A 12,752-nucleotide genomic window follows, 5' to 3' on the forward strand; every position below is an offset into this window, starting at 1 on the left:
TTTTATATCAAGTTCAGCACAATTAGCCCGATGTTTTTAATTTAACATCGGGCCTTGATCACATTGCCGTAACCGTCGGTCAATAACGGTCGTTAACAACTCGATAAATAATCACTGCTTGGCGTTGGCAATATTCCACTGATCCAGTTTATCTATTAACAGACCGGTATCCCTGGCTGCATCAAGATGCTGATAAAGATAATCCATCGCCTCGCTCACCATCTCGGTCATCGGGAAGGAGAACGCCACGATGGCCGGTTGTACCCCGACAAAGATCACCTCGGGGACAAAGGTCTTGAGCTCGTCGATCAGGAAGTTAAGCGGCATATTGTGGGTCGAGAAGATAAACATCTCGGCGATGGTCTCGGGGGGGATCACCTGCAGGGTTCCCGCCTTCTCGCCGATCTCGGCGGCATCCACCAGCACCACCCGCTCAGGTTGCAGCTCCCGCACCTTGTAGACCACATTTTCCGGCGCGATGCCGCCGTCGATATGGATCCAGCCGGGCAGGGGGACGGCCTGCAGTTTGTCGGCAAGATAGGGGCCGGCACCGTCGTCCCCCATCATGGCATTGCCCACGGTCAACACGAGATTGCAGCCCATCAGCGGCTCCTTACCATCAGGTACATATGGGGGTCGTTAAAGAGGGCGGTGAGCTGATCCATAAAGGTGTTGGTCCAGCCCAGCTCCTGCTCATCGAGCAGATTGTCGGCTTTGCGCAGTCGGTCGAAGGCGCAGGCCAGCATATGGCAGTGCTCGCGATAGATGGTGATCTCGCCAAATGTGAGAAATCCCTCCATCTTGCGGCGCGCTTCACTTCCCTCTGGCAGCTTGGCTACCCAGTCGCGATAACCGATCAGCGAGCAGACCAGGTCTGCTCGCAGGCAATCGACGATGCCAAGGTGATGGCCGATGGCGAGGCTGTAGTACATCACCTCTTTGGCTTCCTCGGGGATGTCGAACTGCTCGTCGACGAACTTGCGCGAGAGGCGATAGAAGAAAACCTCGTCAGCCATGCACCGCCTCTCCCTTGCCGGCCGCCCGGTTGAGGCAGGCGTTTGCGAGGTTGTTGACGATCTCCGCCAGGCGGGGATCGTCGTGTTGATCGAGGTAGCTCTGGATACGCAGATCCACATCCTGCTGGGTCGCCCCTTCGAGCAGGGCCATAAACTCGTCGGCAATGATCCGCCCCTGCCGATAACCGGCCATGCGGCGCGCCTCGCGTTCGATCATCACCCGGATTTCATTGGGGATGCCGGTGTGGCGCAGCTCGACCCGCTCACCCGGTTGCACCTCGTGGCTGGTGGCTTTGAGTTTCTGCTCAAGCAGACCGAGCGCCACCGCAAAGCCGTAGATGGTAGCCGCCGGTGTCGGAGGGCAGCCGGGGATATAGACATCCACCGGCACGATCTTGTCGGTGCCGCCCCAGACGCAGTAGAGGTCGTGGAAGATGCCGCCGTCACAGCCGCAGGCGCCGTAGGCGATGCAGATCTTGGGATCGGGCGCCGCCTCGTAGGCGCGCAGGGCCGGTACCCGCATCGCCCGGGTCACCGCGCCGGTAAAGAGCAGGATGTCGGCGTGGCGGGGGGAGGCGACCACCTTGATGCCGAAACGCTCGGCATCGAACAGCGGGGTGATGGTGGCGAAGATCTCTATTTCGCAGGCGTTGCAGCCGCCGCAATCGACCCGGTAGACATAGGCCGAGCGGCGAATGTCCTTGAGCAGGGTCTTCTTGAGTTTGGTGATCTCGGGATCCTGTGCCAGCGGCACGGCGCGGGTATGGGCATGGCCGACAACCGGTTCTATGCCTTTGATCTTGCTCATCACATCCACTCCTTTTGTGCGGCCATCGGTGTGGCTATCGGTGTGATCAGGGCCGAGTCAGGCTGGCTCAGCATGCTCTGTTTTCGTTTGCAGTCGGGGCAGTGGTGCAGCCGCTCCGGGGTCGCGAGTGGTGTGCCCGCCTGCTTGAGGGTGTCCTCCACCAGTGCCACCAGCTTGCTCGGGGCAAAGTAGGTGCCGCACAGGGTGCAGCGGGCCAGCGCGAAGCGGGCCTCCTCATAGAGATCCGCCTTGCTGGTTACCGCCAGTTCGAACTCGGGGGAGAGGGCGATGGCGCGGGTCGGGCAGACCTCCTCGCAGCGGCCGCAGAAGATGCAGCGCGCCATGGAGATCTCCCAGCGCCGTTCGCCGGTCTCCATGTCCACTTCCATCACCAGCGCATTGGCCGGGCAGGCCTTGGTGCAGGCGGCGCAGGCGATGCACTGATCCGCCTGATATTTGGGTTTGCCGCGAAAATCCCGGTTCACCTCGTAAGGGGCGAAGGGGTACTTGGCGGTCGGGGTGCCAGCCTTGAGGATGGTCTTGAACAGCTTGATCATGATGACCCCTTATTTCAGCGGAGAGTGTTTGCGATCGATGCCGTAGCGCTCGATCTCCTTGTAGGAGACCACGGTGGATTTGCCCTTCTTGGGGTCGACCAGAGTGACCCGGTCGGTACAGGAGTAGCAGGGATCCAGACTGCCGATGATGAGCGGTGCATCCGCCACGGTATTGCCGCGCAACATGTAGCGCAGAGCAGGCCAGTTGGCGTAGGTGGCGGCGCGGCAGCGCCAGCGGAACAGCTTCTGGTTGTCCCCGGTCATGCTCCAGTGGACGTTCTCGCCGCGGGGCGCCTCGGTAAAGCCCAGCGCAAACTTGCCCGGCTGGTAGGTGAAGCCTTCGGTGAGCAGTGGCCCTTCCGGCAGGTGCTCAAGACCAAACTCGATCATGTCGAGGGAGTCGTAGAGCTCGTGGATACGCACCAGCACCCGGGATTGCACATCGCAACCCGCCTTGGTCTGGATCTCCATCGGCAGCTCGCGGTAGCCGGCAAAGTCGTGGACCCGACGCACATCGCGCTTGAAGCCGCTCGCCCGCACCATGGGGCCGACGCAGCTGAAATCACGGGCAATTTGCGGGTCGAGCTTGCCGATACCGATGAGGCGGGAGGAGATGTTGGCGGTATCCAGCAGCATGGCCACCAGGGGTTTGAGCTCATCACGGAGCTCTCGTACCAGCTGGGCACCCTTGATGCGATCTTCCTTGAAGATGTCGCGGCGCACCCCGCCAATCAGGTTGAGGCCATAGGTCTTGCGGGCACCGGTCAGCAGCTCGGCCAGGGTCATGGATTTTTCCCGCACCCGGAAGAACTGCATAAAGCCGGTGTCGAAACCGGTGAAGTGGCTCGACAGGCCGATGTTGAGAATATGGCTGTGCAGGCGCTCCACCTCCAGCAGTACGGTGCGGATCATCTTGGCCCGCTCCGGCACCGGAATACCCATGGCGTTCTCCACCGAGGTGGTGTAGGCGACGCTATGGGTAAAGCCGCAGATGCCGCAGACCCGGTCGGTCAGGAAGGCCACTTCGTTGTAGCCCATGCGGGTTTCCGCCAGCTTCTCCATGCCGCGATGGACATAGAAGAGGCGGTAGTCGGCATCGATGATGTCTTCCCCATCGACGAACAGACGAAAGTGACCCGGTTCATCCGAGGTGATGTGCAGCGGGCCGACCGGCACGATGCGGTTGGCATCACTGCCCAATTCGTTGACGAAGGGGTAGGTCTCGGTGTCGGTGGTGGGCATCGGGCGCTGGCGATAATCCATGGCGTCCTTGCGCAGGGGATGGATGTCCTCCGGCCAGTCGTCAGGCAGCACCAGACGACGTTCGTCTGGCAGACCGATGGCGCGCAGGCCGTACATGTCGCGGATCTCCCGCTCGCCCCACACCGCCGCCGGAATGGTCGGGGTGATGGAGGGGTACTCCTGGGTATCGGCATCCACCAGCACCTTGACGGTGATCCAGCACTTGGTGTCGCCCTCCATGGAGAAGACGTGGTAGACGGCGAAGTGGCCGTTGAGGCTGCGCTCGTCATTGGCAAAGGAGAGCGGAAGCCAGCCCCCCAGCTGGTGGAAGATCAGGCTGGCGGTCTCGACCAGACTGGTGGGCTTGACGGTGATGGTGGCCTGATCGGCGGTTTGCCACTCCTCGTCGACGATGGCGTGGGGCAGTTGGGCTCGCACTTGCTGGATATAGTCGCAGCCGATGCGATCCGAAATGGCGATGGTCATGCAGTTCTCACTTTAATGTTCGGGAATGAGCATTCGAAAATGATGAAATCGGAAAAAATTGCGTGCTGGCGGGCATGATTCAGATCCCGACCAGATAGGCGAGCAGCGCCAGCAGGGCCAGCCCCAACCCGTAGCGGGTGAGCTTGTGGGTGCGCACGAACTGGGTACGGGCCATGGCGTTTTCGATGATGCCGGCCAGCAAAAAGGCCACCAGCAGCTTGCAGGCGAGGATCAGCGCCGCGCCGATGAGCGCAGGCAGACTCCAGTTGGCCGCCTTGCCGAAGGGCAGGAAAATGACCAGAAAGAGCTGCACCACCACCAGTTGCTTGAGGCCGATGGAGAGCTTGAGCAGGGCAAGACCCGCACCGGAGTACTCGGTGAGCGGTCCCTCCTGCAGCTCCTGCTCGGCTTCGGCGCAGTCAAAGGGCAGCTTGCCCATCTCGACAAACACCGCGAAGGCGCAGGCGGCGCCGGCCAGCAGGGTGGCGATGGGGGCGGCCAGTGGCTGGGTCGCCACATAGTTGCTGATATTGCCCAGATCCGAGCTGCCCACCATCATCGCCATGATGAAGCAGGCGAGCACCAGAATGGGCTCCACCAGAATGCCGAGGGTCAGTTCGCGGCGGGCACCGATCCCTGCAAACATGCTGCCGCTGTCGAGCCCCGCCAGCGAAAAGAAGAAGCGGAAGATGGCGAACAGATAGATGTCGGTGATGAGATCCCCGGCGATGGGGAAGGGGGACTCGTGAGTCAGGGTTGGCAGCGCCATCCCTACCAGCAAGAGGGCGGCGATGAGCAGCGCAGGCATCAGGTTGAAGATGATGCCGGCAGGCTCAGGAGTTACCTCCTGACGGCGCAGGAGCTTGGCGATATCCCGGTAATCCTGCAGCAGGCCCGGCCCCTGACGGGAGTGCATCTTGGCCCGCAGCACCCGGTTGAAACCGGTGGCGAGCGGCGCCAGCGCCAGCATGGCGATGGCCTGGGTCAGGGCGAGGGCAACCATGCCCCAGCTCGGCATTTCAAGAACAGGCATATCAGACTCCTACAGCCATCAGGATAAAGAGCGCCAGCACAAGGCCATTTATTAAAGAGAGCAGCGGCCAGCCGGTGTTGCCGTTGGTATCGCTCACCCCGTGCAGGGCGCTGGCCAGATCGAGCTGCGGCTGTTTGCGATAGAGCGGCGCGCAGAGTTGGCGCAAGGTGTGGGTGACACCGCCCGAGGTGAGGCTCATGCGCTCCTCATAGGCGTAACCACAGGCCCACGGCGTACCAGCGTGACGACGACCCAGCTTGGGCCCCTTGAAGATGGCCAGTACCAGCAGCGGAATGAGGAACAGCCCCAGCAAGGTGATGGCGATAACGGGCGGGGAGAGGATCGCTTGTGAGCTGTCGAGTGGCAGCAGGGTCGCTCCAGTGGCCACGTTCATTTGGCCGCTTACCAAGGCTTGGCCATAGCTGGCGATATGGGGGGCAATCCAGGGGGCGCCCAGACCCAGCACCAGACAGACGGCGGCCAGCAGCAGGGTGCCTGCCACCATGGCGCCCGGCACTTCACGGGCATGGCTCGCATGTTCGCTGCGCGGTGCGCCGCAGAAGCAGATGCCGTACACCTTGACGAAACACATCACCGCCATGGCGCCTGTTACCGCCAGCATCACTACCGCGAGCGGCGCGACGACAGAGGTGCCGAGTTTGGTCATGGAGAGCAGGGATTGATAGATAAACCACTCGCTGACAAAGCCGTTGAGCGGCGGCAGCGCCGAAATGGCCATGGCACCGATGAGGAACGCCAGCGCGGTCCACGGCATCAGTTTGGCCAGCCCCCCCATCTTGTCCATGTCACGGGTGTGCAGGCGGAACATCACAGAGCCGGTGCCCATAAAGAGCAGGCTCTTGAAGATGGCGTGGTTGAGCAGGTGATAGAGGGCGCCGAGCAGCCCCAGCACCACCAGTGCCGGTTGCTGGTTGGCGATGCCGATCATGCCGATGCCCATCCCCATCAGGATGATGCCGATGTTCTCCACCGTGTGGTAGGCGAGCAGCCGCTTGAGATCGTGCTCGGCCAGCGCAAACAGCACCCCGAGCACTGCCGAGCAGGCACCAAAGATCAGCACCACATAGCCCCACCAGAGCTGGCTGGCGCCGAGAAAATCGATACTGACCCGCAAGATGCCAAAGAGACCCAGCTTCACCATCACGCCAGACATCAGCGCCGAGATATGGGAGGGCGCAACGGGCTCGGCCACCGGCAGCCAGCCGTGCAGCGGCACGAAACCGGCGCGCAGGCCAAAGCCGCAGAAGCTGAGCAGGAACACCAGAGAGGCCAGGGCGCCCGCCAGATGGTGCTCGCGTAGCGCAGCGAACTCCAGCGAGCCGCTTTCGCGGCAGAGCAGCCAGAAGGCGATCAGCACCAGTGCCATGCCGATATGGTTCATCACCAGATAGAGACGGCTCTGTTTGGCGGCCTCGGGGTTGGTCTTGACCAGCCAGTAGGTGGTGAGGGTCACCAGCTCGTAGCAGAGCAAGAAACCGAGCGCATTGTCGGCCAGCACCATGCCCACCATGGCAAAGAGGAAGAGGTTCATCAGCGCGCCGATGGCCACATCCCCCTTGCCCTGATATTCGCGGATATAGGCAAAGGAGTAGAGGGCAACGGCGACGCCGACGGTGCTAATCACCAGCAGCATCAGCGCGGCCAGCATGTCGAGGTGCACCGAGCCCAGCAGCCAGAGCTGGCCGTCGACGGGCGCGCCTTTGGCAAAGATCTGGATGGCGGCGACCAGACCCGCGAGCGAGCCCAGCAGGGCAAAGCCGCTATTGAGGCGGTTGGCCAGTGCGGGCAGCTTTTGCAGGAGCAAACCGGCGGCAGCGCCCAGCAAAAAGAGCAGGAGCGTGGCCATTACAAGGGGGGACAACATCAGCGAACTCCCTCTGTGGTGGATAAATCGGATGCAGGGAGCGCCGTGGCGGGCGCCGAGAAGGCAGAGGCCCCTTGCGGGTTGGTGTCGGCTGCTTGCTGGCGACGGATACGGGCGGCGCGTTCGGTGTCGCCGTCATTGACCAGCTTCAGCGCCTGGGAGGGGCAGGCTCCGACACAGGCGGGGCCTTCGGCGCGAAACTCGCACAGGTCACACTTGACCGCGATGCTGCGCACCCCCGGTTCCCAGCTCAGCAGATCCTCGCCAAAGCAACGCAGACCGGCAGAGGTGGAAGGGTTGCTGGAGCGGATAGAGCAGGGGATATAGGTGTCGTAACTGGTGGCCATGGCCACCGGACGGCTGCCGCCGCTCTGGATGGCGCCAAAGGGACAGGCCACGGCGCAGAGATTGCAGCCGATGCAGAGCGACTCGTTGAGTTGCACGCAATCGCCGGTCTGGCGAATGGCCTCGACCGGGCACACCTTGATGCAGGGGGCATCGTCACAGTGACGGCACTGAACCGGCATGGTCGCCTGCTCGTGTCGCATAACGGTTAAACGGGGGGCTTGCTGCAAACCTTGCGCCTTGTGTACCTCGCTGCAGGCCGCCATACAGGTGCCACAGCCGATACAAAGCTTGGGGTCAGCGATAACGAAGCGGTTCATAGCCTACCTTGTCGTGTCGCGAACGGAGAAAGTAGGGGCAGGTTGGCAAGATACGGGCCAGATTGGTTTGTGCCGCGAAATTGGTTTTAAGTGGCTGTTTTTAAATAAATAAAAATCTTCGCGTAGTTGAGTGAATGCGCTGATGTGGCTGTCGAACTGTGACGTTCGTCACTTGTGACGAAGCCGCCAAGAGGGTTCGTCACCTTGGAAAACGCAGCATGGGTAGGGTGCAATGAACGCAGTGAATTGTACCGTTGGCAACATATGGTCGCCGTGGTTTGCTCCCTTCTCCCCTTGCGGGAGAAGGGCCGGGGATGAGGGGGGAGGTCAGCCATATGTTCGCGGTGCACGGCGCTGCGCTTGTTGCACCCTACGGTGGGATGTCTGTGGGGGGCGATGTGGTTTGCCCCCTTCTCCCCTCGCGGGAGAAGGGTTGGGGATGAGGGGGCCGGTAACTGGGTTAACGGAAACAACAGAGGGAGGCCAATGCCTCCCTCTCTATTTGCTGAGGTTTTCTATGCCATCAAGAGGCCATCAACCCGCCATCAGATATCCACCTGCGAGCCCAGCTCGATAACCCGGTTGGGCGGGATCTCGAACTGATCCGGGGCGCGCAGGGCGTTGCGTTGCAGCAGCATAAAGAGCTTGCCGCGCAGATAGAGATACCAGGGGCGGTCTTTCATGATGAGCGACTCGTGCGCCATAAAGAACGAGGTCTCCATCATCCGGCAGCTCAGCCCCTCGGCGTTGCAGCGGTGGAAGATCTCCTCCACGTTCGGGGTCTCGCGCCAGCCGTAGCTTGCCACCACCCGCCAGAAGGTGGGGGAGAGCTGCTCGATGCAGACACGGCGCACATTGTGGACGTAGGGCACATCCTCCACCCGCAGGGTGAGCAGGATGATCCGCTCGTGCAGCACCTTGTTGTGCTTGAGGTTGTGCAGCAGCGCATGGGGGATCACATTGACCACCCGCGACATATAGACAGCAGTACCGGCCACCCGGGTTGGCGGGGATTTTTCCAGCGAGGCGATCATCGGCTCAAGGGAGTTGCCGTGCTCGTTCAGGCGGCGAATAAGCTGGAAACGCTCGCTCTTCCAGCTGGTCATCACGGTGAACATCACCGCGCCCAGAGTGAGTGGCAGCCAGCCGCCGGAGAAGATCTTGGCGAGGTTGGCGGCAAACAGCGGCACGTCGATACAGAGCAGCGCGGCAAACAGGATAGCCACCAGATACTTGTTCCAGTGCCAGCTGTTCTTGGCCACCGAGCAGGAGAGGATGGAGGTGAGCACCATGGTGCCGGTCACCGCAATGCCGTAGGCCGCCGCCAGATTGCTGGAGTGCTCGAAGCTCATGATGACGATCACCACCGAGATATAGAGCATCCAGTTGATGACCGGAATATAGATCTGGCCGGACTCCTGCTCGGAGGTGTGAACGATGCGAATGGGGGAGAGATAACCGAGGCGTACCGCCTGCCGGGTCAGCGAAAAGACCCCGGAGATCACCGCCTGCGAGGCGATCACCGTCGCCATGGTTGCCAGCAGCAGCAGCGGCACCAGCGCCCATTTCGGTGCGAGCAGGAAGAAGGGGTTGGCAATGGCTGCGGGGTTGCTCAGCAGCAGCGCCCCCTGACCGAAGTAGTTGAGCACCAGGGAGGGCAGCACCACGATAAACCAGGCGAGGCGAATTGGATTTTTGCCAAAGTGGCCCATATCCGCGTAGAGCGCCTCCACCCCTGTGATCGCCAGCACCACGGCGCCGAGGGCAAAGAAGGAGGTGGTCTGGTACTGGATAAAGAAGCGCACCGCCCAGATGGGGTTAAGCGCACCCAGCACCTCGGGGTTGTGGATGATGCCGCGCAGCCCCAGCACCGCCAGCGTCATAAACCAGATCAGCATGATGGGGGCAAACAGCTTGCCCACCATGGCGGTGCCATGTTTCTGGATGGCAAACAGCAGGGTCAGCACCAGCACCGAGAGGGTGACGATATAGGGGTCGAGGGCGGGGGTGAGAATGCTCAGACCCTCGATGGCCGACATCACCGACATCGCCGGGGTGATCACCACCTCGCCATAGAAGAAGCTGCCACCAATCAGGCCGAGGATGATCAGCAGCGGCGTCCAGCGGGTGGAAGCGTTGCGGGTCGCCAGCGACATCAGGGTGAGAATGCCCCCCTCGCCGGCGTTGTCGGCCCGCATCACAAAGGAGAGGTACTTGACCGACACAACCAGGATCAGCAGCCAGAAGATCAGCGAGAGAAAGCCGAGAATGGAGGCCGGCTCGACGCCGAACCCGAATTGACCTGACAGGCACTCGCGCAAGGTATAGAGCGGGCTGGTGCCGATATCGCCATAGACTACGCCAATCGCCGCCAGCATGACGCCGGACATGGCTTGTTGTTTATCACAGTTCATGAGTTCATCTTGTCAGTTTGATGTTTACACGTTTGCCACAGCAGATCGCCCCGAACACATCAGGTATGTGTGGATACAACATCGGGGGGAAATCAAAGGATTGCGATGGGAAGGGAGCTAATCGGATATAAAGATGCGTTTCATGGGACACAGTCTGTTCATCTGTCGTTAAGCTTATAATGACACACACTCTGCGGGTTCATGCTCAGGTATAAATAATCAAAACGTCCTTTTGAGTAAGGTTATTAATTGGCCGTTGATTGAAATATTCACCCGCTCTGCGGGCAACCGTTTGTTTTATCTGAGGAAGTGGTTTGGCCACTATTTTTTACCGGATTGAGTGAAAAACAGACGATAAAATAGTGACTAATTAATTGCTGGCAGGATGGCAAAGGGGAGGGGGTTGGGTAGCAATGGAGTCTTTATTTGGAGGAGGAAAATGTAGGGTGCAATAAACGAAGTGAATTGCACCAAATATTGAAAGAAGCAAGAGGTGCAATGCGCTGCGCTTATTGCACCAATAAATGAATGGTGATGTGGTTAATTTATCCTTCTAAGCTAAACTTCCATATATAATCAATTCCAAACAAAAATAAGTTATCTTTACTGCATTTACAATGCTTCTGTATTAAGAGCTAACCTATCCTGATTGATACTGCACTGATATGAATTTATATGGGACAGGTGTTGGTTTTCTTTTATTATCTTTGTTATCTCATTTCTTTTGCTTTCTTCAAAATTAACTCCGTAATATATCGAGCATATGGATTTTGAATTTATTTTTAAGAAAGCATCGAATTTTTTATTAAGTAAAAATAGTTCGGCCTCTTCATTAATAGTAAAGGTACCTCGGTAAGAGTCGTCTTTTTTTGAATCAATGTGCTTTGTTTCAAACCATTGCTTATTTTCAATATATTCCAAGCCCCATAACTGCTCAAAAGATGATATTTGATCGGCATTTAGTTCTTGTATTGATTTAACATAGTTGGCACAGCCAAGTGGTATGATAAATCTACGCTCCTTTTCATATCGCCAGTGATGACTTTTTGTAGTGAGAAGGTATTTGATAATATCGTTTCTAGAAATCTCTGCTCTATTTTTATTTGGTGTACGATCAAATTTTTTATGATTGTAAATAACTTTTTGTGGCGTATTGTGAAAACAGGCATCAATTCCATATGGATTGGTCAAGTGTGATAAAACATCTTTTCTGTACCCTATAACTAAACCCTTGTGGCTATTTGCATAATGTGACCACATAAGCATGTTTTTGGGATTTTCAGTCATAGATATTATACCGGTAGATGATAAGCCACTAATTAACATGGAGTTCATTAACCTTATGTAGTCGATGCGAATCTGGTCTGATATATCGTGTTTTATAAGCATGTCATTAATATGTTTTATTCTTACTTTATAAGGTACGATGCTTTCGAATGGATCATTCAACTTGGATGGAATCGCCAACTTCAATGTTGGATAAAGAAGGTAGTCATTGGGTAAAAAGGAATAATATTTATATATCATATTCTTATTTTCCATGAATTATAAAAGGTTGATGTAATTAAAAGTAATACGTTATTGGTGACAATATAGTTAGTCCATCTATGTTCCAGTACCCAGTCTGAAAATTTTATCTGCAGTGTCGCATTGTTTATCTAAATGGAAATACGCATTGTCAGCTGCATGCTATCCAATCGGATAGGGAGCAAAAAGGACAATCGGTGAAAAATCTGTCGAAGATCAATTAATTATTCATTTATTGTCGAAAGTTTGACCTCAAAGGTAAGGAGGTTGTTAGTGTCGAGTTCGTCACTTTTGTCGTGTCGATCACACTTCCCAGCCCGTCGTCACCCTCGTCAGGGGCGGCAAGTCGCACGTGTTCCTTTCTGATTACTCCTTTATTTTCAGTTGCTTGTGATTTTTTATCGCACCCTTGGCCCGTTTTGGTCTGATAAATGCTTTGTGGGGGGCTGGCCGCCTCTTTGCCTGTCGGCGGGCGGCCCGGTGTAACGAACCATTTAGGATCCCTCTCTATGAACAGCTTCGTGATTGCAGATCCCAGTCTCTGTATTGGGTGTCGTACCTGTGAGGTGGCCTGCGCCGTTTCACACCAGTCAGGGTCTTGCAGCGGGACCCTTGAGCGGGAGGGCGGCCTGCATCTTGCCATCGAGGATGGACATCTGGTCTCCAAGGACAGTTACTTTCAGCCGCGCCTGAAGGTGATCGTGGGCAGCAAGGTGACCACGCCGGTGCTCTGCCGCCAGTGTGAAGACAAGCCGTGCGCCATGGCCTGCCCAAACAATGCCATCGTCAGCGAGGATGGTTGCGTCAAGGTGTTGCAGGAGCGCTGCATCGGCTGCAAGTCCTGCGTGGTGGCCTGTCCTTACGGCGCCATGGCGGTGGTGCTCAAAGAGGTGCCCCCGACTGCCGATTCGCTCTTCAAGCGTCCGCAGACCAAGGCGCAGGCGCTCAAGTGCGATCTCTGCCGTCACCGCGAGGCGGGCCCGGCCTGTGTCGAGGTGTGTCCGACCCAGGCGCTGCGGCTGGTCACGCCGGAGCATCTTGAAAACCTGAACCGGCAGAAACAGCTGGCCAGTGCCGAGGCACTGCTGGCGATGCCGGCGCGGGTGTGAGCGGGCTTGC

At 57.9% G+C, this 12,752-nt stretch carries 11 protein-coding genes; 1 reads left to right on the forward strand and 10 read right to left on the reverse strand.

The genetic code is table 11. From position 1 onward, the window contains the following. Nucleotides 1-111 precede the first annotated feature (111 nt). The 10 genes from hycI to G5182_RS01170 all read right to left on the reverse strand — a co-directional run bounded on the left by hycI (nt 112) and on the right by G5182_RS01170 (nt 11,432). Nucleotides 112-603 carry a hydrogenase maturation peptidase HycI gene (hycI, locus tag G5182_RS01125; RefSeq protein WP_421254112.1) on the reverse strand — a complete coding sequence of 164 codons (492 nt, stop codon included), beginning with the start codon at nt 601-603 and terminating at the stop codon, nt 112-114. Further along, the gene (locus G5182_RS01130; protein ID WP_421254113.1) at nt 603-1,016 is read right to left on the reverse strand and encodes a formate hydrogenlyase maturation HycH family protein; all 414 of its coding nucleotides are present in this window, start codon (nt 1,014-1,016) and stop codon (nt 603-605) included. The genes hycI and G5182_RS01130 overlap by 1 nt, the downstream gene beginning before the upstream one ends. After that, nucleotides 1,009-1,824 (reverse strand): NADH-quinone oxidoreductase subunit B family protein, encoded by an 816-nt coding sequence (locus G5182_RS01135; RefSeq protein WP_005301886.1) that lies wholly within the window; start codon nt 1,822-1,824, stop codon nt 1,009-1,011. Before G5182_RS01135 ends, G5182_RS01130 begins: the two co-directional genes overlap by 8 nt. Next, complete coding sequence (locus tag G5182_RS01140; RefSeq protein WP_257725418.1) at nt 1,824-2,381, reverse strand: formate hydrogenlyase complex iron-sulfur subunit; 558 nt, start codon at nt 2,379-2,381, stop codon at nt 1,824-1,826. The genes G5182_RS01135 and G5182_RS01140 overlap by 1 nt, the downstream gene beginning before the upstream one ends. Before the next feature lie 9 nt (nt 2,382-2,390). Beyond that, the gene (locus G5182_RS01145) at nt 2,391-4,109 is read right to left on the reverse strand and encodes an NADH-quinone oxidoreductase subunit C (RefSeq protein WP_421254114.1); all 1,719 of its coding nucleotides are present in this window, start codon (nt 4,107-4,109) and stop codon (nt 2,391-2,393) included. A gap of 79 nt (nt 4,110-4,188) precedes the next feature. After that, on the reverse strand, nt 4,189-5,142 hold the full coding sequence (locus tag G5182_RS01150; RefSeq protein ID WP_069527319.1) for a respiratory chain complex I subunit 1 family protein: 954 nt from the start codon (nt 5,140-5,142) through the stop codon (nt 4,189-4,191). Between the two features lies 1 nt (nt 5,143). Further along, nucleotides 5,144-7,027: a hydrogenase 4 subunit B gene (hyfB, locus tag G5182_RS01155; RefSeq protein ID WP_421254115.1), complete on the reverse strand. Its 1,884-nt coding sequence runs from the start codon at nt 7,025-7,027 to the stop codon at nt 5,144-5,146. Continuing rightward, the gene (locus tag G5182_RS01160; RefSeq protein ID WP_270905730.1) at nt 7,027-7,692 is read right to left on the reverse strand and encodes a 4Fe-4S dicluster domain-containing protein; all 666 of its coding nucleotides are present in this window, start codon (nt 7,690-7,692) and stop codon (nt 7,027-7,029) included. The genes hyfB and G5182_RS01160 overlap by 1 nt, the downstream gene beginning before the upstream one ends. A gap of 545 nt (nt 7,693-8,237) precedes the next feature. After that, on the reverse strand, nt 8,238-10,106 hold the full coding sequence (kup, locus tag G5182_RS01165) for a low affinity potassium transporter Kup (protein WP_024944982.1): 1,869 nt from the start codon (nt 10,104-10,106) through the stop codon (nt 8,238-8,240). 612 nt (nt 10,107-10,718) lie between these two features. After that, nucleotides 10,719-11,432 (reverse strand): DUF2971 domain-containing protein, encoded by a 714-nt coding sequence (locus G5182_RS01170; protein ID WP_162184372.1) that lies wholly within the window; start codon nt 11,430-11,432, stop codon nt 10,719-10,721. A 710-nt stretch (nt 11,433-12,142) separates the two neighbouring features. On the opposite strand from G5182_RS01170, the gene G5182_RS01175 reads away from it, so the two are divergent. After that, entirely contained in the window at nt 12,143-12,742 is a 600-nt protein-coding gene (locus G5182_RS01175; RefSeq protein WP_043850912.1) for a 4Fe-4S dicluster domain-containing protein, read from the forward strand. Nucleotides 12,743-12,752: the final 10 nt, after the last annotated feature.

The sequence above is a fragment of the Aeromonas sp. 600948 genome (genome assembly GCF_049174875.1).
Classification (GTDB): domain Bacteria; phylum Pseudomonadota; class Gammaproteobacteria; order Enterobacterales; family Aeromonadaceae; genus Aeromonas; species Aeromonas veronii_A.